This is a genomic window from Stenotrophomonas sp. 14P6.2.3 (assembly GCF_057799055.1).
Genome location: NZ_JBYOLA010000001.1, coordinates 349,149 through 370,179, shown reverse-complemented (window position 1 = coordinate 370,179; position 21,031 = coordinate 349,149). Strand labels below are relative to the sequence as shown.

20 protein-coding genes are annotated in these 21,031 nt (G+C 67.5%); all 20 read right to left on the bottom strand.

Annotated elements, in window-relative coordinates:
• Positions 1-97 precede the first annotated feature (97 nt).
• Positions 98-2,200 (bottom strand): flagellar biosynthesis protein FlhA, encoded by a 2,103-nt coding sequence (gene flhA / locus AC27VL_RS01610; protein WP_488765385.1) that lies wholly within the window; start codon positions 2,198-2,200, stop codon positions 98-100.
• A complete protein-coding gene (gene flhB / locus AC27VL_RS01605) occupies positions 2,197-3,327 on the bottom strand; it encodes a flagellar biosynthesis protein FlhB (RefSeq protein WP_089240997.1) in 1,131 nt (376 codons plus the stop codon). The genes flhA and flhB overlap by 4 nt, the downstream gene beginning before the upstream one ends.
• 166 nt (positions 3,328-3,493) lie before the next feature.
• Entirely contained in the window at positions 3,494-5,623 is a 2,130-nt protein-coding gene (locus AC27VL_RS01600; protein ID WP_488765384.1) for a putative bifunctional diguanylate cyclase/phosphodiesterase, read from the bottom strand.
• 162 nt (positions 5,624-5,785) lie between these two features.
• On the bottom strand, positions 5,786-6,577 hold the full coding sequence (fliR, locus tag AC27VL_RS01595; RefSeq protein ID WP_089241001.1) for a flagellar biosynthetic protein FliR: 792 nt from the start codon (positions 6,575-6,577) through the stop codon (positions 5,786-5,788).
• Between the two features lie 16 nt (positions 6,578-6,593).
• On the bottom strand, positions 6,594-6,863 hold the full coding sequence (locus AC27VL_RS01590; RefSeq protein ID WP_005413254.1) for a flagellar biosynthetic protein FliQ: 270 nt from the start codon (positions 6,861-6,863) through the stop codon (positions 6,594-6,596).
• Positions 6,864-6,972: 109 nt separating this feature from the next.
• Positions 6,973-7,752, bottom strand: coding sequence for a flagellar type III secretion system pore protein FliP (gene fliP, locus AC27VL_RS01585; protein ID WP_100552470.1), 780 nt, complete (start codon positions 7,750-7,752; stop codon positions 6,973-6,975).
• A 1-nt stretch (position 7,753) separates the two neighbouring features.
• A complete protein-coding gene (gene fliO, locus AC27VL_RS01580; RefSeq protein ID WP_100552471.1) occupies positions 7,754-8,161 on the bottom strand; it encodes a flagellar biosynthetic protein FliO in 408 nt (135 codons plus the stop codon).
• The gene (gene fliN, locus AC27VL_RS01575) at positions 8,158-8,493 is read right to left on the bottom strand and encodes a flagellar motor switch protein FliN (RefSeq protein ID WP_165377068.1); all 336 of its coding nucleotides are present in this window, start codon (positions 8,491-8,493) and stop codon (positions 8,158-8,160) included. Before fliN ends, fliO begins: the two co-directional genes overlap by 4 nt.
• Positions 8,490-9,494, bottom strand: a complete 1,005-nt coding sequence (gene fliM / locus AC27VL_RS01570; protein ID WP_025878989.1) for a flagellar motor switch protein FliM — start codon at positions 9,492-9,494, stop codon at positions 8,490-8,492. Before fliM ends, fliN begins: the two co-directional genes overlap by 4 nt.
• A 10-nt stretch (positions 9,495-9,504) precedes the next feature.
• Entirely contained in the window at positions 9,505-10,020 is a 516-nt protein-coding gene (locus AC27VL_RS01565) for a flagellar basal body-associated FliL family protein (protein ID WP_165377069.1), read from the bottom strand.
• 222 nt (positions 10,021-10,242) lie between these two features.
• Entirely contained in the window at positions 10,243-11,376 is a 1,134-nt protein-coding gene (locus AC27VL_RS01560; protein WP_488765382.1) for a flagellar hook-length control protein FliK, read from the bottom strand.
• Complete coding sequence (gene fliJ, locus AC27VL_RS01555) at positions 11,376-11,858, bottom strand: flagellar export protein FliJ (protein WP_089241011.1); 483 nt, start codon at positions 11,856-11,858, stop codon at positions 11,376-11,378. The genes AC27VL_RS01560 and fliJ overlap by 1 nt, the downstream gene beginning before the upstream one ends.
• Positions 11,855-13,255, bottom strand: coding sequence for a FliI/YscN family ATPase (locus tag AC27VL_RS01550; protein WP_089241013.1), 1,401 nt, complete (start codon positions 13,253-13,255; stop codon positions 11,855-11,857). Before AC27VL_RS01550 ends, fliJ begins: the two co-directional genes overlap by 4 nt.
• Positions 13,252-13,893, bottom strand: a complete 642-nt coding sequence (locus AC27VL_RS01545; protein WP_099818397.1) for a FliH/SctL family protein — start codon at positions 13,891-13,893, stop codon at positions 13,252-13,254. The genes AC27VL_RS01550 and AC27VL_RS01545 overlap by 4 nt, the downstream gene beginning before the upstream one ends.
• Positions 13,890-14,876: a flagellar motor switch protein FliG gene (fliG, locus tag AC27VL_RS01540; RefSeq protein ID WP_089241304.1), complete on the bottom strand. Its 987-nt coding sequence runs from the start codon at positions 14,874-14,876 to the stop codon at positions 13,890-13,892. Before fliG ends, AC27VL_RS01545 begins: the two co-directional genes overlap by 4 nt.
• Before the next feature lie 10 nt (positions 14,877-14,886).
• On the bottom strand, positions 14,887-16,533 hold the full coding sequence (gene fliF / locus AC27VL_RS01535; RefSeq protein WP_100552475.1) for a flagellar basal-body MS-ring/collar protein FliF: 1,647 nt from the start codon (positions 16,531-16,533) through the stop codon (positions 14,887-14,889).
• 12 nt (positions 16,534-16,545) lie between these two features.
• Entirely contained in the window at positions 16,546-16,911 is a 366-nt protein-coding gene (gene fliE, locus AC27VL_RS01530) for a flagellar hook-basal body complex protein FliE (protein ID WP_025878997.1), read from the bottom strand.
• A 797-nt stretch (positions 16,912-17,708) separates the two neighbouring features.
• Positions 17,709-19,214: a sigma-54 dependent transcriptional regulator gene (locus tag AC27VL_RS01525; protein WP_100552476.1), complete on the bottom strand. Its 1,506-nt coding sequence runs from the start codon at positions 19,212-19,214 to the stop codon at positions 17,709-17,711.
• Positions 19,211-19,588: a response regulator gene (locus AC27VL_RS01520; RefSeq protein ID WP_049460600.1), complete on the bottom strand. Its 378-nt coding sequence runs from the start codon at positions 19,586-19,588 to the stop codon at positions 19,211-19,213. Before AC27VL_RS01520 ends, AC27VL_RS01525 begins: the two co-directional genes overlap by 4 nt.
• A gap of 14 nt (positions 19,589-19,602) precedes the next feature.
• Positions 19,603-21,012 (bottom strand): RNA polymerase factor sigma-54, encoded by a 1,410-nt coding sequence (gene rpoN / locus AC27VL_RS01515; protein ID WP_100552477.1) that lies wholly within the window; start codon positions 21,010-21,012, stop codon positions 19,603-19,605.
• Positions 21,013-21,031: the final 19 nt, after the last annotated feature.

Here is a 21,031-nt window from a genome sequence, read left to right as displayed (position 1 = left end):
GTGGTCGGTGGTCTGCACGGTTCGAGTTCCCCTTGGAATCTGTCTGTTGCGAGTGTTTGAAAGTGGTGTCTGTTTTCTGGCGCTTTGCAGGGCGGCGTCAGCTGATCGTTCCGACCAGCTTCAGGCGCTTGTCCTCCGGCACCTCGCTGTAAGCCAGGACCGACAGCGACGGAACGCTGTGGCGGACCAGGCGGGCCAGCGCGGCGCGCACCGGGCCTGGTACCAGCACCACCGCGGGCTCGTTGCGGGCTTCCTGCTTGCTGACACATTCGGCCAGGCTCTGGTGCAGTCGCTCAGCGAGTCCGGGTTCCAGCGCGGCGCCGTTGCCCTGCGTGGACTCCTGCAAGACACGTTCCAATTGCGGGTTGAGGGTGAACACCGGCAGCTCCGCCGACATTCCGGCGATCTCCTGCACGATGAAGCGGCCCAGCGCGGTGCGCACGGCGGCGGTCAGCGTGGCCGGGTCCTGGCTGTGCGGGGCATGTTCGACCAGGGCTTCGGCGATCTTGCGCAGCTGGCGGATCGGAATGCGTTCGATCAGCAGGTTCTGCAGCACGCGCACCACCGCCGACAGCGGCAGCGCCTTCGGCGTCAGATCTTCGACGAGCTTGGGCGCGCTCTTGGCGAGGTTGGCCAGCAGGTGCTGCACCTCCTCGTGGCCAAGCAGTTCCGGCGCGTGCTCGCGGATCAGGTGCGAAAGATGGGTGGCGACCACCGTTGCCGGGTCGACCACGGTGTAGCCCAGGGTTTCGGCCTGGGCGCGCTGGTGCGGCTGGATCCAGGTCGCATCCAGGCCGAAGGCGGGGTCCTTGCCGGCGATGCCTTCCAGCGGGCCGAGCGCACTGCCGGGGTCCAGTGCCAGTTCGCGGTCGGGATGGATTTCGGCGGTAGCCACCGGCACGCCATGCACCAGGACCCGGTAGCCGTTGGCCGGCAGTTCCAGGTTGTCGCGGATGTGCACCGACGGAATCAGGAAGCCGACATCCTGGGTCAGCTTGCGGCGTACGCCCTTGATGCGCGGCATCAGCTCGCCACCCTGGTTGCTGTCCACCAGTGAAATCAATCGATAGCCGACTTCCAGGCCCAGCGGATCGACCGGGCGAAGTTCGTCCCAGCTCAGTTCCGCCGTGGGTGCAGGGGCCGCGGGGCGGCCCAGCGCGTTCAGTGCGTTGGTTTCGCCTGCCGCGGTGTCGGCCTGCGCCGGTGCCAGGCCCTTGCGGTACACCTTCCAGGCGATGAAGCCGAGGATTGCCGCCAGCGTCAGGAAAGCGACGTTGGGCATGCCCGGCACCAGGCCGACCACGCCGAGGATGCCGGCGGTGATCGCCAGTGCACGGTACTGGCCGAACACCTGGCCGGTCATCGCCTGCGCCATGTCCTGCGAGCGCGACGCACGGGTAACCAGCATCGCCACCGCACTGGAGACCAGCAGCGCCGGCAGCTGCGCCACCAGGCCGTCACCGATCGACAGCAGGGTATAGGTGGCCGCGGCTTCACCGAACGGCATGCCATGCTGCAGCACGCCAACAGCCAGGCCGCCCAGCATGTTGATGAACAGGATCAGGATGCCGGCGATCGCATCGCCGCGGATGAATTTGCTGGCACCGTCCATCGCGCCGTAGAAGTCGGCTTCCTCGCGGACTTCCTCGCGGCGCAGCTTGGCTTCCTCGCGCGTCAGCAAACCGGCGTTGAGATCGGCATCGATTGCCATCTGCTTGCCGGGCATGGCGTCGAGGATGAAGCGCGCGGTCACTTCCGAGACGCGGCCGGCGCCCTTGGTGATGACCACGAAATTGATGATGGTCAGGATCGCGAACACCACGATGCCGACGGCGTAGTTGCCGCCGATCACGAATTCACCGAAGGCGGCGATCACCTTGCCGGCCGCTTCGTGGCCGTTCTGGCCATTGAGCAGGATCACGCGGGTCGAGGCCACGTTCAGCGCCAGCCGCAGCATGGTGGTGATCAGCAGCACGATCGGGAAGATGGTGAAGTCCAGCGGGCGCTTCACGTAGACCACCGCCAGCAGCACCATCAGCGAGATGGCGATGTTGAAGGTGAACAACGCATCGAGCACCGGCGCGGCCAGCGGCACCACGACCATGGCCAGCAGGGCCAGCACGATCAGCGGCGCGCCCAGACCCTGGCGGATCATCTCAAGCGCGCGGCGGGTATTGAAGCTGGAGGCCTGGGCGCTCATGGACGGCCCCCGTTGCCGAACTCATCAACCTGGATGTGCGGCGTGGACGGCATCGGGCCGGTCCGCCAGCTGCGCAGCTGGTAGACGTAAGAGAGGACCTGGGCGACGGCTGAATACAGTCTCACGGGGATTTCCTTGCCGAGTTGGCCTTCCCGATACAAGGCGCGTGCCAAAGGCGGGGCAGAGACGATGGCGACCTTGTTGCCGTCGGCCACTTCACGGATGCGCAGGGCTGTTTCATCCACGCCCAGGGCGACCACGGTGGGCGCATTCATGGCCCCGCCTTCGTACTTCAGGGCCACCGCATAGTGGGTCGGGTTGACCACCACCACGTCGGCGGTGGGTACCGCCTCCATCATCCGGCGGTTGGCCATCTGCTGCTGCAGCTGGCGGATGCGGCCCTTCACTTCCGGGCTGCCCTCGCTTTCCTTCATCTCCCGGCGCAGCTCTTCGCGGGTCATCTTCAGCTTGCGCATCCAGTTCCAGCGCTGGTACGGCGCGTCGATGGCGGCCAGTACCAGCATTGCGCCGGCGGTGGCCAGCAGCAGCCGCAGGGTGAAGCCCAGGCCGTCGCCGATGGCGGTTTCCAGCGGCTGGTGGATCAGCCCGCGCAGGGTGTTGAAGCTGGTCCACACGACCATGCCGGCGGCGACGCCGACGAAGGCCACGCGCAGCAGCGACTTGATGAACTCGGCCACGGCTTCGGGGCCGTACAGGCGCTTGAGCCCGCTCATCGGGTTCATGCGGTTGATGTCGGGCATCATCGCCTTGGCCGACCAGCGCAGGCCGCCCATCACCACCGGCGCCAGGAAACTTGCCAACAGGCAGACCAGCACCAGCGGCGCGATCACCCACATCAGCTGCAGCAGCAGGTCGCCGAAGTGGCCGAACAGGGCCTTGGGGTGCTGGCGCAGGCTCTGTTCGGGGCTGAGCGCATGGCGCATCCAGGCACTGGCGCCGCTGGCCATCGAGCCACTCATGGCCATCACTGCGATCACCCCGGCGCCGAACACGGCGGCCGTGCCCAGTTCACGCGAGCGTGGCAGGTTGCCCTGTTCGCGGGCGTCACGCAGGCGTTTTTCTGTCGGTTGTTCGGTTTTTTCGCCGGCGGATTCGTTCTCGGACATCACAGGCACTGCAGCAGGGGATGCCGGGGTGCGTGCAAGAATCGTTCCGTGACGGGTGCATGTGCCAACCGAAGTTGGCGCCTGCCGGAGCAGGTACCGGTAGCGCCGGGCCATGCCCGGCGAGCGGGCAGCCTGGATCATTGCATCCGCCGGGCATGGCCCGGCGCTACCCCGGGGGCTGGTCCTGCGGGCTCTGCGCCAGTTCCACCCGTGGCCGCGGCAGGTCGTGCAGCTGCATGAAGCGGGCCGCGTCCACCGGCCGGCCCAGCAGGAAGCCCTGCAGGTAGTCGCAGCCCAGGCGCTCCAGGTAGGCGCGCTGCGCGGCGGTCTCCACGCCCTCGGCCACGATATCCATGTCCAGTGCATGGCCCAGCGCAACAATGGCCGACACGATCACCACGTCTTCGGCGCTGTGTTCCAGGTCGCGCACGAATGCATGGTCGATCTTGATCTCGGTGGCCGGCAGGCGCTTCAGGTACAGCAGGCTGGAGTAGCCGGTGCCGAAATCATCGATGGAGATGCCCACGCCCAGGGCGGAGAAGCTCTGCAGCAGGCGCAGGCTGGTATCGGTATCGCGCATCACCGTGCTTTCGGTGATCTCCAGTACCAGGTTGCGCGGGGCGATCGCGTAGCGCTCGATCACTTCGCGTACGTCCTGCAGCAGATGTGGCGAACTGAACTGCACCGGTGACAGGTTCACCGACATCGTCCAGCTGTCGTGGCCGGCATCGTGCCAGTGCCGCAGCTGCTGGCAGGCCTGGTCCAGCGCCCAGCGGCCGATCTCGTTGATCGCACCGCTGCGCTCGGCCAGGCGGATGAAGCGGTCCGGCGGAATCAGGCCCTGTTCCGGGTGGCGCCAGCGGATCAGCGCTTCGGCGCCGGCCACCTTCTGCGTGGCCACACGGATCTTCGGCTGGTAATGCAGGAACAGTTGCTCGCTGCCGATCGCCCGACGCAGGTCGGCCAGCAGGCGGAACTGCTGCTCGGCGCTGTCGTTCATCCAGTCGGCGAACAGCACGAACGCATTGCGGCCCGACTCCTTGGCCTGGTACATGGCTGCGTCGGCGAAGGCCATCAGCTGGCGTTCGCTGGCGGCGTGGTCGGGGCAGATCGCGATGCCGATGCTGGCGGTCACCTGCAGTTCGTTGTCCGGCAGCAGCGGGCCGCTGCCCACCGCCTGCAGGATGCGCCGGGCCAGGGTCGGCAGGTCCTCGTCGTGCTCGATGCGCACCACCAGCACGAATTCGTCGCCGCCCAGCCGTGCCAGCAGGTCGTGCGGACGCAGCAGCTGGCGGGTGCGTTCGGCCACCGCCACCAGCAGCGCGTCGCCGGCCTGGTGGCCATAGGCATCGTTGACCTGCTTGAAGCCATCCAGGTCCATGAACATCACCGCGAAGCGGCTGCCACCCTGTTCGGCCTCTGCCAGTGCCTGGACGATGCGCCGCTGCAGCAGCAACCGGTTCGGCAGGCGGGTGAGCGGGTCGTGCAGCGCGGCCTGGGTCAGTTCCTGCTGGGCGTCGGTCAACGAGGTGCTGAGCAGTGAATTGCGCAGGCGCAACAGCTGTGCCTCCACCCGCTGGTCCAGCCAGGACACCACCAGCACCACCGCCAGGATCGCCACGGTCAGCACCACCACCAGCATCGCCAGCCAGTTGTTCTGCAGGCCATCGCCCACCGCGGCGCCGCAGATGCTGCCTTCGGGGAAACGGGCGGCGGCCATGCCGGTGTAGTGCATGCCGACGATGGCCAGGCCGAGCAGGCCGGCGGCGGCCAGGCGGTCGCCGATGCGGGTGTGCTGCGCGCGCAGGCGGAAGGCCACGTACAGCGCGGTCCACGACGCGGCCACCGCAACCAGCAGTGACAGCAGCAGCCACACCGGCTGGTAGTCGATGCCTGGCTGCATGCGCATCGCGGCCATGCCCACGTAATGCATGCTGGCGATGCCGCTGCCCATCAGCAGGGCACCACCGGCCAGGCGCGGATGGGGCAGGGTGCGCAGCGATACCAGCCACAGCGCGAACACCGACGAGCCGATCGCCAGTGCCAGCGACAGCAGGGTGATGGGCAGGTCGTAGCCCAGCGGGATGGGCAGGTCGAAGGCGAGCATGCCGATGAAGTGCATCGACCAGATGCCCAGCCCCATCGCAAAGCCGCCGCCGAGGCGCCACCACCAGGTCGCGCCCTTGCCAGGCGCGGTGACGGTGCGCCCGGCCATCGCCAGCGCGGTATAGGACGCCATCACTGCAACCAGCAATGAGGTCGCCACCAGCCACGGGTTGTACGTGCCTTCCAGCATTCGTCAGTCTCCCGGACCTGCCTGTCAACGGAAAAACTACGGTGGGGCATGCGTAAGGCGGGCGACCAGAGGCCGCCGGTTGCAGCGTCCCCCCGGTCGCTGCCCATTCACTCTAACGCGGGCACCGGGGGGGACGGCAAGCAGCAAAACGTGATGACCGCGTCAGCGGGTCACGGCACCCGCAGCCTCGAAGGCGGCATCGAACAGGCGCTGCACCGGCGGGCCCATTTCACCGACCAGCAGGGTCAGCAGGAACAGGCCCAGCAGCAGCGAGACCGGCAGGCCCAGCTGGATCGGATTCAGCGCCGGCGCCGCGCGGGCCAGTACGCCGAAGGCCAGGTTCACCGCCAGCATCGCCACGGTCAGCGGGATGGCCAGGGTCAGCGCCCCTCGCAGCACGGTCAGCAGGAAGGTCGGGGCGATGCTGAAGAAGGCGTGCGGGTCGGGCAGGGGCGCCCCGATCGGCAGGGCGCGGTAGCTGTCCACCACCAGCGAGATCAGCGCCAGATGGCCGTTGGCGGTGAAGAACAGCAGGCCGAACAGCAGATAGAACCATTGGCCGATGACACCGGAGGTGCCGCCGCGCAGCGGGTCGCTCATCTGCGCAAACGCCAGGCCGGTGCCCTGGGCGACCAGTTCGCCGGCCATCGCGCCCGCCTCGAACACCAGCCGCAGCATGAAACCGATGGCCACGCCGATCGCCAGCTCGCGCGCGATGGTCAGCACGGTGGCGGCGTCGAAGCCGGTCCAGTCCGGTACCGGCGGCAGCAGGGGCGCCAACGCAATGGCCAGGGTACCGGCCAGCATCACCCGCACCCGGCCGGGCACGGCGCGGGTACCGATCATCGGCATCGCCATGGCCACCGCGCCGATGCGCAGCATGGTCCACAGCACGGTGCCGATCATGCCGAAGGCATTCAGGCCGTCGGCAGCCATCTGGGTGGCGGCGTCCATCTGCGTGCGCGTCCGTCTAGCCGATCAGGTGCGGAATGCGCTGGAACAGCAGCGTAGTGAATTCGACCAGATGGCCGATCAGCAGGCTGCCCAGTGCGAACAACACCGCAGTGAGCGCTGCGGCCTTGGCAACGAAGGCGATGGTGGGTTCGTTGAGCTGGGTCGCGGCCTGCACCACGCCCACCACAACGCCGACCACCAGGACGGTCAGCAGCAGCGGGCCGGCCACCCACAGCACGGTAATCAGGCCGCCACGCAGTTCGGTCAGGGCAAGTTCGGGAGACATCATGGTTCCATCGGTAGCGCCGGGCCACGCCCGGCGGTGGTCAATGCGGCGGCCGGCACTGCCCGGCGTCGCCGCTGTAGAGCCGAGCCATGCTCGGCTGACCTTCGGATCAGGCCGGATTGAAGCTCGCCGCCAGCGTGCCGACGGTCAGCACCCAGCCGTCCACCAGCACGAACAGCAGGATCTTGAACGGCGCCGAGACCAGCATCGGCGACAACATCATCATGCCCATCGACATCAGCACACTGGCCACGACCAGGTCGATGATCACGAACGGAATGAAGATCAGGAAGCCGATCTCGAAGGCGGTTTTCAGTTCACTGGTGACGAACGATGCGACCAGCACCGGGAACGGAATCGCATCGGGGCTGGCGTAGGTGCCGTGCCCGGCGATGCCGGCAAAGGTCATCAGGTCGGTCTCGCGGATCTGCGCCAGCATGAAGGCGCGCAGCGGCGTGGTGGTCAGCGTCCAGGCGGTCTGGAAGTCGATCTCGCCATTGAGGTACGGCGCCATGCCGGTGCTCCAGGCCTTGTCCCAGGTCGGCAACATGATCATCGAGGTGAGGAACAGGGCCAGGCCCAGCAGCACCTGGTTGGACGGTGTCTGGCCGGTGCCCAGTGCCTGCCGCAGCAGGCCCAGCACGATGATGATGCGGGTGAACGAGGTCAGCACCAGCAGCATCGACGGGATCAGGGTGATCGCCGTCATCAGCAGCAGGGTCTGCAGCGGCAGGCTGACCGGCGCACCGCCGATCTTGCCGACGTTGATGTCCGGCAGCGGCGTGGTCGGTGCGCCCGGGGCGGCGAACGCCAGCGCAGGCAGCAGGCACAGGGCGATCAGGGTCAGCCACGGCAGCAGGGCGGCGAGACGGGAACGGGTCACACGCATGTCAGGGGTCCTTGCGCAGCCGCTGTTGCAGCAGCTGGGCGAAATTCGGCAGGTTCTTCAGATCGGGTACGCGTACCGGCGCAGGCGGCGGCAGTGGTTCGGGCAGGGTGTGCAGGGCATTGATGCCGCCGGCGGTCACGCCCAGCAGCAGCTGCTGGCCGTTGACCTCGACCACCACCACGCGCTCCTTGGCGCCAACATTCAGGCTCGCCACCAGCTTCATGCCCTCGGCCGGGCGGAAGCCGCTGCCGGGCAGACGCTTGAGCAGCCAGCCCAGGCCGATGACCAGGGCCAGCACTGCCAACAGGGCCAGCACCGCACCGAACAGGCTCGGTGCGGCCGGCGCATGCTGGCCGATCTGCGGGGCCGTCTTGGCGACGGCCAGCGCGGTGGCGGCGAGCAGGTTCAACGCAGTCTCCGGATCCGCTCGCTGGGGCTGACCACATCGGTCAGGCGCACGCCGAAGCGGTCGTTGATCACCACCACTTCGCCATGGGCGATCAGCGTGCCGTTGACGAACACGTCCAGCGATTCGCCGGCACCACGCTCCAGCTCCACCACCGAACCCTGGTTGAGCTGCAGCAGGTTGCGGATCGGCAGGCGGGCGCGACCGACTTCCAGCGACAACGTCACCGGCACGTCGAGGATCACGTCCAGGTTCAAATCCGGGCCGGTCGCCTCATCGGCCTGCAGGCTGGTGAACTGTGCCGGGGTCGGTTCGAGGGCGTCGATATCGTTCATTGCGGGTCTTCCTGGATGACGGGTACGCGCGGACGGGTGCCCGGCGGATGGGTAGCGGTGATCTTTACGGCGTTCATGCCGTTGGCGACGCCGAACTCACCGGTGAACACCGGGATGTTCTCCACGCACAGCGGCACCTGCGGGCTGAGGTCGATCGGCAGGATGTCGCCGACCTTCAGCCGGGTCAGGTCGCGCAGGGTCATGCGCTTGCTGGCCAGCACGCTGGACAGGGTGACTTCGGCCACGTTGAGCTGCTCGCGCAGGGTGCGGCCCCAGCTCTCGTCGCGGTCGTTGCGGTCGCTCTGGATGCCGGCGTCGAGCAGTTCGCGGATCGGCTCCAGCATCGAGTAGGGCAGGGTCACGTGGATGTCGCCGCCACCGCCGTCGAGTTCGACATGCAGGCGGCACACCACCACGTATTCGCGCGGCGTCACGATGTTGGCGAAGTGCGGGTTGATTTCCGAGTTGATGTACTCGAATTCCACGTCCATCACCGGCGCCCACGCTTCACGCAGGTCGGCGAAGGTCTGCTTCAACAGCAGGTGGATCACCCGCATTTCGGTGGCGGTGAACTCGCGGCCTTCGATGCGCGTCGGGTAACGCCCGTCGCCACCGAAGAAGTTGTCGACGATGGCGAACACCAGGGTCGGTTCGAACACGATCAGGCCGGTACCGCGCAGTGGCTTGAAGCGGATCAGGTTCAGGTTGGTCGGCACATACAGCGAGTGCATGTAATCGTTGAACTTGATCAGCTCGATGCCGCGCACGGACAGTTCGGCCGAGCGCCGGATCAGGTTGAACAGGCCGATCCGCCACAGGCGCGCGAAGCGCTCGTGGACCATTTCCAGGGTCGGCATGCGACCGCGGATGATGCGGTCCTGGCTGGCGAAATCGTAGGAGCGTGCTTCGCCACTGGGGGCGTCCGGCTCGGTTTCGACCGCGCCACTGTCCACGCCATGCAACAGGGCATCGATCTCATCCTGGGACAGCAGGTCATTCATCGGGGAGCCCTTACTGGGTCACGAAGCTGGTGAACAACAGGTCGTCGGCACCGTTGCTGCCGGTCTCGGCCTTCAGCACCTTCTGCACTTCGGCCAGCGAATCGGCCTGCAGCTTCTGCTTGCCGGCGATGTCGGCGATCTGCTGCGGGCTGACCTGCGAGAACAGCATCAACAGGCGTGCGCGGATGGCCGGGGCATGGGTCTTGATCGCTTCCAGCGCGGCCGGATCGCGGGTCATCAGCTGCACTTCCACCTGCAGGTAGCGCGGGCCGTCGATCGAGCCGTTGAGGTTGACCACGAACGCCGGTTCCAGTGCGAAGTACTGGGCCGGGGCCGGGGTGGTGGTCTTCTTCGGCGCCTGCGCGGTCTTGTCTTCGTGCTTGGACTGGGTGAAGAACCACACCCCGCCACCGGCGGCGCCGGCGGCCAGTACGGCGACCAGGGCGGTGATCAGGATCGGACTACGCGGCTTGGCGGTCTTGTCCTTCTCGGCGGTCTTCTTGGTTTTGTCAGCGGCTGCGGCCACGGGGTGAAGCTCCTGAGGGTTGCTTCACCGGGATATGCAAGGGGTGTGCCGGAGTGGCCGGCGAGGGGTGCGACGGAATTCTGTCGGGTGTTCAAATCGGTAGCGCCGGGCCATGCCCGGCGGAATGTCGGGAATCCGCCGGGCATGGCCCGGCGCAACCGTGTTCTGGTGGGGGCCGACCGTCCCGCTCTTGGTAGGTGCCAACCTCGGTTGGCACGCCTGTCAGGCGTACGCGTCCAACAACCCGCGCTGGCGGATCAGCTGCGATGCCGACACCGTGGTGTCGCCCAGTGACGGTTCTCCGTCACCACCGCGACCGCCGCCAGTCTGGCTGCCCGGATTGCCGTCGCCACTGTGCTGCTGGCCGACATCGGCATGGGCCAACTGGAAGCCCTGCTCGCCGAGCAGTTCACGCAGGCGCGGCAGGCTGCTTTCCAGCGCCTGGCGAACATCGACGTGCGGGCTGCTGAAGCTGGCATGCACCTTGTCACCGTTCATCTGCAGACGCACGTCCACCGGCCCCAGGTCTTCCGGATTGAGGCGGATGTGGGCATGACCGATCTTCTGGTCAGCCAGCCAGCCGATGCGCGCGCCGATGGCCTGGTCGAAGCCATCGTCGCCCAGTACCGGCTTCGGTGTGGGTTCGCCGTTGAAGACAGCATTGCTGGCCAGTGCGGCCTTAAGGTCCTGCAGGGCGGCGGGCAGCGGGGGCTGCAGCGGCGCCGGCGGCGCGCGGTCGCCGATCTGCAGGCTGTCGCCATCCTCGGCCCGATCCAGCGCCTTGCCACCCAGCACCAGTTCGGGCAACGGCAGGCCGCTGGCCTCACCGTCGCCGGCAGCGGATGCCGATGCGCTGACCGCGGCTGGTGCCACTGCGGCGGGAAGTGCCGGTGCAGCCAAGGGCAGTGCACCGCCGTCGGCATCGCTGGCCGTCGGCGGCGGCACAACAGGCACCGGATCGACGCCGGTGGGCACGGCCAGCACCAGACCGGCCAACCCCAGCGGCGGCCAGGGCGCGTCGTCCGTGCTGGTCGGGGAGTCCTTGTCATCGGCAGCTGCAGACGTTGCCTGTGCAGCGGGTGTCGATGTCGCGGGGTCAGTGGCGGCGGTTTCGCCGTCGCCCGGCCGTGGCGTCGTCTTGCCCGGATTGCCATCGGAAGCCGATGGAGCGGTGGTAGGTTTCGCCGGGCTGCTGGCGGTGGCCGCAGCACCGGTAGTGCCGGTCGACGCGCTGCCACCCTGCAGCATCTGGCCGAAATCCTTGCCCGAATCACTGCTCGAGGTGCGTGCACTGCTGGCATTGCCGCTGCCGCCGGGCGTCGGTGCGCTGGCTTTGCTGCTCAGGGGGGAGGGCATCACGATCGGCCTCCCTGCTCGCCATCATCCTGGTCTTCGGTCTGCGCCAGGCGCGCGCGACGTGCGCCGATGTCATCCATCTCGCGCTGGTCGCGGCGGTCGGTCACCACCTTTTCCTGCGCGCGGTAGCTGGCGGCCAGCTGTTCCAGCACCGCCTTGTCACGGCTGGCCAGGATCAGGCGTGCGCGCTCGGCTTCGACCTTCTCGCGGTTGCCGTTGACGGTCTGCTGCTGCTGTTCCACCGCGCTGTCCAGCCGGTCCAGGAAGGCGCGCCGGTTCAACAGCTGCGCCGGACTGGTCGCGGCCATCTGCGCGTCGGCCATCTGTTGCGACGCATATTCCTCGGCATAGCGACGCAGTTCGTCCAGGCGCGACAGATGGGTGTCGAGCACGGTCTGGCGCTCGGCCAGGTCGCGGGCGACCGCATCCTCATGTTCCTGGGCCCGCTTCAGCAGCGGATCGATGCGCTTGGACTGGATCATGTCAGCCTCTCATTCTCTTGTTCCACCAGGCGCTGCAACGCCGCCTGGCTGTGCGGTAGATCTGCGGCCTTGGCGACATCCTGGCCGAGGAATTCCATGATTTCCGGCCAGCGCTCAAGGGCTTCATCGGTCGCGGCGTCGTTGCCGCGCTGATAGGCGCCGATGGCGATCAGGTCGCGGTTGGCCGAGTAGGCCGAGACCAGCCGTTTCAGCTTGCGGATGCGCAGGCGCCACGGTTCGTCGGCGATTTCCGTGACCACGCGGCTGACCGACGATTCCACGTCGATGGCCGGGTACAGGCCGCTGTCGGCAACCCGGCGCGAGAGCAGGATGTGGCCGTCGAGAATCGCGCGCGCTGCATCGGCGATCGGATCCTGCGGATCGTCGCCCTCGGTCAGCACGGTGTAGAAGGCGGTGATCGAACCGCGGCCCTTGGCACCATTGCCTGCACGTTCAACCAGTGCCGGCAGCTTGGCGAACACCGATGGTGGGTAGCCACGTGTAGTGGGGGGCTCGCCCACCGAAAGACCGATCTCGCGCTGCGCCTGGGCGAAGCGGGTCAGCGAATCCATCAGCAGCAGAACGTTCAGGCCCTGGTCGCGGAACCACTCGGCGATGGCGGTCGCACGGTAGGCGCCATGCAGGCGGGCCAGCGGCGGTCGGTCGGCCGGGCTGGCCACCACCACCGCGCGGCGCAGGCCTTCCTCGCCCAGGGTGCTTTCAACGAAATCGCGCACTTCGCGGCCACGCTCACCGATCAGGCCGACCACGATCACGTCGGCGGCGGTGTAGCGGGTCATCATTCCCAGCAGCGTCGACTTGCCGACGCCGGAGCCGGCGAACAGGCCGACACGCTGGCCACGGCCGATCGGCAGCAGCGCATTGATCGCGCGCACGCCCACATCCAGGGGCTGGGTGATCGGTTCGCGTGCGAGCGGATTGATCGATACGCCGGCCATGCCGACGTGGCCTTCCGCGCGGATCGGACCCTTGCCGTCCAGCGGCACGCCATCGCTGTCGATGACGCGGCCAAGCAGGCCTTCGCCCACTTCCACGCCGCCACGGCGGGCCGATGGCACCACCCGCGCATTCGGCAGCAGGCCATGCAGTTCGGCGCTGGGCATCAGGTAGGTGCGTTCGCCGGCGAAGCCAACCACTTCGGCATCGACCCAGCCGCCGTCGACCACTTCCACCTTGCAGCTGGCGCCCAGCGGTGCTTCGCAGCCGACCGCCTCAAGTGTCAGGCCGACCGCCCGGCGCAGCACGCCCTCGCGGATCAGCCCGCGGCCGTGCGCGGTGTCGACCTTCAGGCCGTCGAGACGGTTGGCCAGGCGCAGGTTGCGGGGAATGGTCCAGTCGGCCGGCGGAGACGACGGCGATGCGGTGTCGGTGTTCATGCGATGGCTCCGGTCTGGCGGATCACGGCATCCAGGGCGCCGCGCAGGCGCGCTTCCAGCGTGCCGTCGATGCGCACCGCTTCGGCATGCACGCGCAGATCGCCACGGCTCAGGCTGGTGTCGGGCACAAGGCGCTGCTGCGGCGACAGGGTCAACAACGGGGCGAGGGCGGTGATGTCATCCGGATGCAGGCGCACTTCCACCTCACGGTTGCTGCCGCCTACGGCGTCAATCGCCTCGCCGACCAGTTGCCCCAGCAGCGCCGGGTCGGCCTCGTAGGCACGGCCGACCAGCGCACCGGCGATGCGTACCGCCAGTTCGCCGAGCGCGCCGACCACTTCATTTTCCAGACGCGCCAGCGGCCGCCCGAAGTTGTCGAGGATGCCCTCGATCTGTGCGACCAGTCGGCGCACCTCGGCCTGGCCCTGGCTGAAACCATCGGCATGGCCGTGGTCGAAACCTTCCTTCTCGGCGCTGTCCTGGATCGCCTGGATTTCTTCCAGGGTAGGCAGCTGCAGCGGCGGTTCCGGCTCATGCTCCGGGTCCGGCTCGGTGAGTTCGAAGGCATCGTCGTGGTCCAGCACCGGTTCGGGCTGGGCCAGCAGGTCTGGGGCAAGCCAGCGCACGACGTTGCTCACAGCATCGCCTCCGCGCTGCCACCGATGGTGACGGTGCCCTCATCGGCCATGCGCTTGACGATGGCCAGGATCTCGCGCTGCGCCACTTCCACGTCGGACAGGCGCACCGGGCCGCGCGCTTCCATGTCTTCCAGCAGGATTTCGGCCGCGCGCTGGGACATGTTGCGGGTGATCTTGTCGCGCACCTTGATGTCGGCGCCGCGCAGGGCCAGGCCCAGCCGCTCGCCGCTGACTTCGCGCAGCACCAGCTGCATCTCGCGGTCGTCCAGGTCCACCAGGTCGTCGAACACGAACATCAGGTCCTGGATGCGGCCACTCAGCGGCGCATCGATGCGTGCGATCTCGCCCAGGATCGCCTGATCCTGTCCGCTGTCCATGAAGTTGAGGATGTTGGCCGCGCACTGCACGCCGCCGATGTTGGACGACTTCAGGTTCTGGTTGCCGGCGAACTGGCGTTCCATGATCTCGTTGAGTTCGTTCAGCGCATTGGGCGGAATGCCGTCGAGGGTGGCGATGCGCAGCAACACGTCCACACGGGTGCGGTCGGGCAGCAGCTTCAGCGCGTCGGCAGCCTGGTCGGTTTCCAGGTGTGCCATCACGATGGCGATGATCTGCGGGTGCTCGTTGCGCACCAGGTCGGCCACCGCACGCGGGTCCATCCACTTCAGTGCATCCAGACCGGTGGTGTTGCGGCCCAGCAGGATGCGGTCGATCAGGTTGCCGGCCTTTTCGCTGCCCAGCGCCTGCACCAGCATGTTGCGGATGTAGTCGTCCGAGCCCACGCCCAGCGAGGTCTTCGAGCCCAGCTCACTGCTGAACTGGTCCATCACCCGTTCCACCTGTTCGCGGGTGATGTCGGACATGGTGGCCATGGCGATGCCGATCTTCTGCACCTCCTTCGGTTCCATGTGGCGCAGCACTTCGGCCGCGTCCAGTTCACCCAGCGACAGCAGCAGGACGGCGGCGCGCTGCACGCCGGTCAGGGGGGCGACCTCAGTCATTGGCCACCCAGCCCTTGACCACCTGGGCCACGCGCTTGGAGTCGGTCTTCACGGCTTCACGCGCCATCCGCAGTCGTTCCTCATAAGAATCCACCGGCAGGGCCAATGCTTCCGGCCCGCCCAGGCTTGCCCGGTCGGCGCCGAGCGCCGGCAGCGGGGTGCCATCGTCATCGACCAGCTGCACGTCCGCGGTATGCGGTTCCAGCGCCAGTTCTTCGTTCCTGCGGTTCTGCCCGGTGATGCCGCGCAGTGCCGGGCGCAGCACGCCGAACAGCAGCGCCATCACCACCAGCGCACCCAGCAGCATGCGGCCGGCATCGTGCACCCACGGCAGTTCCCACCAGGCTGGGCCTTCCACCGGCGTGGTATCACGCACGAACGGGGCATTCATCACCGACACGGTGTCGCCGCGCTCGGCACTGAAGCCGACGGCCTGCTTGACCAGTGCCTCGACCCGGGTCAGTTCTGCCGCCGACAGCGGCTGCGGCGCAACCTTGCCGTTGGCACCGGCGCGCGGCACGTTGTCCACCAGCACCGCCACCGAAACGCGCTTGATGCGGCCGGCCGGCTGCCGGGTGTGCTGCAGGGTACGGTCCAGCTCGTAGTTGCGGGTCGCGTTCTTGCTGCTTTCGGTCGGTGCCTGCGCGGTGGCCGGTGCGGCGGCCTGGCCCGGCGGGCTGTTGCTGGTGGCACCCGGTACGCCCTGCGGGCCCGGCGTGCTGCTGCTGTTCTCGCTCATCTGCTCGCTGCGCAGTTTCTGCGGCTCGCCGTTGTAGAGCTCGCGCGCTTCTTCGGTCACCGAGAAGTCCATGTCCACGCTGACTTCCGGGTTGACCCGGCCGGGACCGGTCATCGGTTCCAGCAGTTCGCGGATGCGCTGGTTGAAGGAGGTTTCCTGGCGGCGCACCTGTTCGAACTGGGCAGCGTTGACCGCCGCTTCGCTGTTCGGGTCGCTGACGCTGAGCATGCGACCGCTCTGGTCGACCACGGTGACGCGTTCCGGCGCCAGATCGGGGATGGCGGCAGCCACCATGTGCACGATCGCATCGACCTGGCTGCGTTCCAGCTGCTGGCCGCCGCGCAGTTCCAGGGTGACCGAGGCACTGGCCACGTCACGCTGGCGGGTGAACGCGCTGGGCTTGGGAATGGCCAGATGCACGCGCGAATCGCGCACCGGGCGCAGCGTATTGATGGTGCGCGACAGCTCGGTTTCCAGCGCGTGCTGGTAGCGCGCGCTTTCCACGAACTGGCTGACACCGAAACCGGGGTCGCGCTCCATCAGCTCGAAGCCGAGCTTGCCGCTGTCGGTCAGGCCCGAGCCCGCCAGTTTCAGGCGGGCATCGTGCAGGTTCTTTTCCGGCACGGTGATGCCACCGGTGGCCGGGTCCAGCTGGAACGGAATCTGTGCGGCACGCAGCAGGTCGGTCGCTTCAGCGGTGGCCTTCTGGTCCAGGCCGGTGTACAGCGGCACCATGCCCGGCTTCTGCGACCAGAAGAACACGAACAGGCCTGCCGCCACGGCCACGGCGATCATCGCCATCAGTCCGAGCCGACGGGTGATCTGCAGGCTTTGCAGCCGGTCGAACCACTGGCCCGCCTTTTCGGCGTTCAGGGATTCCTTGGAGAGCGACAGGGCCATGCGTTTCTATCCTTACAGCGGCATGTTCATCACGTCCTGGTAAGCCTGGACGAGACGGTTACGGACTTCCACGGTGGCGCGGAAGGCGATCTGGGACTGCTGCGAGGCGACCATCACCTTGGCCAGGTCGGCGCCGGGTTCACCCAGTTCGAAGGCTTTGGCGAGGGCGCCGGATTTCTGTTGCGCATCGTTGACGCCGGCGATGGCGCCGCGCAGGGTTTCGGTGAAGCTGGCAGGCTGGACCTGCGGCGCATCCAGCACCGTGCCCGGCAGGGCATTGCTACGCGGCGCTTCGGCCAGCGGGTTGAGCGCGGGCTGTCCCACCTGGGTCTGGTAGGAGCGGATCTGGGAAAGGATCGAAGTGACGGAGTGGGACATCTGCAACGGTTCCAGAAACAGGGATGGGGGTGTCTGCTGGAGCTAGTGCAAGTGCCGTGCCGAAATCGCTGATCGGTTCAGTGACGTGAGGGTTGGGGGGTGTTCGGCAGGGCTGCGCCCTGCACCTGCCGAAGCAACGGCAAAGGCCGGAGCAACAGCAGAAGCTGGCTATCCGTGGGATGGCGGGGTGGGTCCGGTTGCGGGGGACGCCGTGAACCCGTCCTTGGGGGCTTGGCCGCGGCATCCATGCCGCGGACACCCCCGCAACCGGACCCACCCCGCCTTCGACAATTTCCCGCGATGTGTCTGGGCGGCGTTCTGTGCTGCTGGTGGGTGTCGACCTTGGTCAACACAGTAGATCCACGCCATGCGTGGATGAAGCGTTCCTGCCGGCGTGACGCGTCATGGAACCGGCGTCGGTTTTTTGGCCTATGGCTGCATGGAGCGGCGCAGACCATCAACAGATATATGTGTCGACAGATACTCCGCGTGTTTCGGAGCCGGCTCGACGCTACATGGCGCGAACCTTCCGTCACAAGGAAACCGTCGGAGGCGTGGGCGGGTCAGGTTGCGGGGGCGTGAGCGCCATGGATGGCGCGACCGAGCTTACATGGACGTACTTGCAGCGTCCCCCGCAACCTGACCCGCCCGCGCATCGCGCAGGAAGCCAGCTGTTGCCGTTGCTTCAGTTGTTGCCTCTGCGGGTGCCGGGCGGGAGCCCGGCAACAACACCCCCATAAACACCAACGCCCGGGCAAGCCCAGGCGTTCGTGCCCCCTTCATGCTGGCAACGCGGGTCAGCTGGCCAGTTCGGCCGGCTCGCGTTCGATGCCGTACTTGCGCAGCTTTTCCACCAGCGTGGTGCGGCGCAGGCCGAGCAGCTGGGCGGCGTGGGCGACCACGCCCTGGGTGCGTTCCAGTGCTTCGTTGATCAGGCCCAGTTCGATGTTGGCCATGTGGTTGCGCAGGTCCAGGCCGTCGTCCGGCAACGCGGCGGGCGCTGCGGTGCGGTTGACCGCGATGCCGTGTTCGAGCGACGGCTGGTTGCCGCTGCCCGGGGTGTGGAACGAGAAGCTGCGCAGGTCCAGGCGCTCTTCGCTGGCAACCACCGGCGGCGCTGCGGCAACTGCCACGGCGGCCAGTGCGGCATCGCCGCGATAGCGTGCCGGCAGGTCCTGCACGCGCACCGAGCCACCCGGGTGCAGCACCGCCAGGCGTTCGACCAGGTTGGTCAGCTCGCGCACGTTGCCAGGCCACTCATAGCTGGCCAGCGCCTGCAGCGCTTCCGGCGTAAAGCGCACTTCGCCGCGGCCGGTGCGCGCCAGCTGGGTGGCGATGGTTTCCACCAGCGCCGGCAGGTCTTCGCGACGCTCGCGCAGGGCCGGCACGTCGATCGGGAAGACGTTGAGGCGGTAGAAAAGATCCTCGCGGAACTTGCCATCGGCAATCCGGCTTTCCAGGTCGCGATGGGTCGCGGCGATCACCCGCACGTTGCAGCGGATGGTCTGGTTGCCGCCAACACGCTCGAAGCTGCGCTCCTGCAGCACGCGCAGCAGCTTGACCTGCATCGGCAGGCTCATGTCGCCGATCTCATCGAGCAGCAGGGTGCCGCCCTCGGCCATTTCGAAACGGCCCTTGCGCGCGGTCAGCGCGCCGGTAAAGGCGCCTTTCTCGTGACCGAACAGTTCGCTTTCCAGCAGTTCCGCCGGAATCGCGCCGCAGTTGATTGCCACGAACGGACCATCGCGGCGCGGCGAGCGCTGGTGGATGCTGCGCGATACCACTTCCTTGCCGGTGCCCGATTCGCCGAGCACCAGCACGGTGGTGTCGAACGCGGCGACCTGCTCGATCATCGTGCGCAGTGCGCTGACCGCCGGACCGTTGCCGGTCGGGCCCTGGTCCTGCACGGCACCGGCCTGGTGTTCGGCATCCAGGCGCTTGAGGCTTGCGCGACGCAGCAGGGCTTCCATCTGCGCATGGCGCAGCGGCGCTTCCAGCGGCCAGATGTTGGCTTCATGCAGGCCATGCCGGTGGGCGAACGCAGTGGCATCACCGTCGGCCAGCAGCACCGGCGGCGGCAGGCTGCTGCCGCCCAGCCAGGCGTACAGCGCGGTGCTGGCGGCACTGTCGTCCAGGTTGCCGACGATCACCGCCATCCAGTCGTTCTGACGCTGGCGGGCCAGATCGAAATCGGCGGCGTCGGACACCCAGCGCGGGTTGAAGTCCATGAATTCCAGCAGGGCGACGGTGCGCTCGGCACGCACCGCATCGTTGTCCAGTACCAGGATGCGCGATTCGCTCACGACCGATCCTCCCTGAGGCCTTCCAGGATCGGCATGACTTCCTGGATGTAGGACAGCTTGCTGACGAAGTTGTCGGCGCCGGCGCGCAGCGCGTGTTCGCGGTGCTCGACGTCGTCGAAGTGGCTGGCAATCACGATGTACGGTGCATCGTCCTGCGACTTGATCAGGCGGGTGGCCTGCAGGCCGCCCATTTCCGGCATCGCCAGATCCATCAGCACCACCTGCGGGCGCAGGCTTTCCGAACGTTCGATCGCTTCCAGGCCGTTGCCGGCGCTGCCGACGATCTGCAGCCAGTCGATCTTGCGGAAGTGGCGCATCGCCGCGTTGATGAAGCCCTCGTGGTCATCGACCAGCAGAACTGTGAGCTTGTTCATGTCCAACATCCTTTTCAGCCCACCCGGGCCAGCTGCGGTTGCCTGGCGTTGACCCGGCGCCGTTCGCGGGCCGGGGCGATATCCAGTTGTTCGCGGTATTTTGCGACGGTTCGTCGGGCAATGTTCACCCCCTGGCGGGACAGCAGGCCAGCGATGGCCTCGTCCGCCAACGGGCGACCGGCGGGCTCGGCGTCGATCAGGCGGCGGACCATGGCCTTGACCGCCTGGCCGGACACGCTGGCGCCTTCCAGGCGCACGGCGAAGAAGTGCTTGAGCTCGAAGGTGCCGCGCGGGGTCTGCAGGTACTTGCCGGTGGTGATGCGCGAAACGGTGGATTCGTGCATGCCGATTTCCTCGGCCACTTCCTTCAGGGTCAACGGTGCCATGGCTTCCTCGCCACGCACCAGGAAGGCCGCCTGCCGCTCGACGATCACCCGCGCGGTGCGCAGCAGGGTGTCGTAGCGCATCGACAGGCCGCGGCTGAACCAGCGCGCCTCCTGCAGCATCTCGCGCAGTGCCGGCGCCGCCTCGCCACTGTCGGCCAGGGCCAGTTCGTACTGGCTGTTGATCGACACCCGGCGGCTGGTGGCCGGGTTCAGTGCCACCTTCCATTGTTCGTCGGCGTGCCAGGCGACCACGTCCGGCACCACCACCGCATTGCGCTCGGGCAGCAGGCTGTCGCCCGGGCGCGGCTGCAGCGACAGGATCAGGCGAACGGCTTCGCGCACGTCGTCGATCTCGGCATCGTGCTGGCGGGCGAGGGCGGGGTAGTCGTGGGCGGCCAGGGCATCGAGCGCGCCCTCGAGAATGCGCGCGGCCAGATGCCGGGCCGGCACCACGCCGTGCAGGCTGCACAGCTGGGCCAGCAGCGATTCGCGCAGGTCCTGCGCGGCCATGCCGGCCGGCTCGCCCTGCAGCAGGTGCTGGCGGATGGCTTCAACGCCGTTTGCATCGATGTCGAACTGGGCGCTGGCCAGCAGCTGCAACTGTGCCAGCGGTGCCTGCAGGTAGCCGGCATCATCGCAGTGTTCAAGCCAGAAGGCGGCCACGGCCAGTTCGCGCTCGTCCAGGTCCAGCGCCAGGCGCTGCAGCACGCGCAGCTGCGGATCGCTCGATTCGCCAGCGGCGATGCGTGCCATGCGGTCGTCGTCGCCGTCCTGCCAGTTGGCGCCGGACACATCCCACATCGAGGATTCGGGCAGCTCGTCGAAGGCGGCCGTATCGACCGTAGTGCTGGCTGCATCGGTGGCTTCAGCGACGGGCGCTTCGGCGTCTTCGATTTCCAGCAGCGGATTGGAATCCAGCAGGCGCTGGATTTCCTGCTCCAGGTGCAGGCCGTCGAGCTGCAGCAGCCGGATCGACTGCAGCAACTGCGGGGTGAGGTGAAGCTGTTGGCCCAGCTGGGTCGAAAGTGAAGCCTTCATTGCAGTTCCCCGGCGCCGC